The sequence below is a fragment of the Micromonospora sp. NPDC003776 genome, assembly GCF_053605645.1.
Genome location: NZ_JBSGJR010000970.1, coordinates 1 through 1,190 on the forward strand (window position 1 = coordinate 1; position 1,190 = coordinate 1,190).

Below are 1,190 nucleotides of genomic sequence, written 5' to 3' on the forward strand. Positions count from 1 at the left end.
GGGTGTCGACGCCGTCGCCGCCGCTGATCCGGTCCGCGCCGTACCGGTTGGCGGTGGCCGCCGCCCGGTCCAGCAGCACCACGATCCGCGGGCCGAACGGGTTGCCGTCCGCGCCGAGCCGGACCGTCACCGCCGTGGGCTGCTCACCGGCGAGCGGGCGCAGGACCGCGCCGTTGTCGCCGATGACCGCGTCCGAGCCGGGGCCGCCGAACAGGGCGTCCGCGGTGTCCGGCTGGCCCGTGGTGGCCGCCCCGGTCCCGTCGTACGCGGTGCTGGAGCCGCCGACCAGGTCGTCGTCGCCGGCGTCACCCTCGACCCAGTCGGAGCCGGGGCCACCCTCGGCGTAGTCCGCGCCCGCGTCGGCGTGCACCCGGTCCGGACCGCCCTGGCCGAAGATGACGTCGTCCGCGTCGCCACCGGAGATCAGGTCACCGCCGCTGGTGCCGGCCGCCGGGGTGAACCCGAGGTCGAGCAGGGTGACCTTGCGCGGCGGCACGGCCCGGCCCTGGGTGACCCGGGTCGCGTCGGTGGTCGCCGGCGTGAACCGGGCGTTGTCCCCGGCGATCAGGTCGGCGTCGCCGTCGCCATAGAGCTGGTCGCCGGTGTCCGGGCGGCCGGTGCCGGCGGTCGGCTCCTGCGCGGAGCCGCCGACGATCTCGTCCCGGCCGGGGCCACCGTGGACCAGGTCGGATCCGTTGTTGCCCTCGAGCTGGTCGTCGCCGCCGTCGCCATCGACCCGGTCGTCGCCGAGCCCGCCGTACGCGACGTCGTTGTCCGGGCCACCGGAGATCACGTCCCCGGTGCCGGCCGTCGCCACGTCCCCGGCCAGGTCCAGCGGGTACGGCCCGACGTCCCCGATCCGCGGGGTGCCGTTGTCCCCGACGAGCCGGTCCACGCCCTCCTCGCCGTAGACGAAGTCCCGGCCGTCGGCCACGCCGGCCACCCGGCCGCCGCCGTAGAGCACGTCGTTGTCGGGGCCGCCGAAGACCTGGTCGCCGCCCTCGTTGCCCTCGGCGGTGTCGTCGCCGGTCCCGCCGTACAGGCCGTCGTCGCCGGTGTTGCCGAAGAGCAGGTCGGCGCCGTCGTCGCCGTGCAGCTGGTCGACGCCGGGCCCGCCCCACGCCCGGTCGGCGCCGCCGCCCAGGTGCAGGGTGTCGTCGCCGAGCTGGCCGCAGGCGCGGTCGTCGCCG

The 1,190-nt window shown here is 77.2% G+C and carries 1 protein-coding gene; it reads right to left on the reverse strand.

What is annotated here, in order from left to right:
- Positions 1 to 1,190: calcium-binding protein (locus ACWEVO_RS36795; protein WP_452311992.1), on the reverse strand; the 1,190-nt coding region annotated here is incomplete at both ends.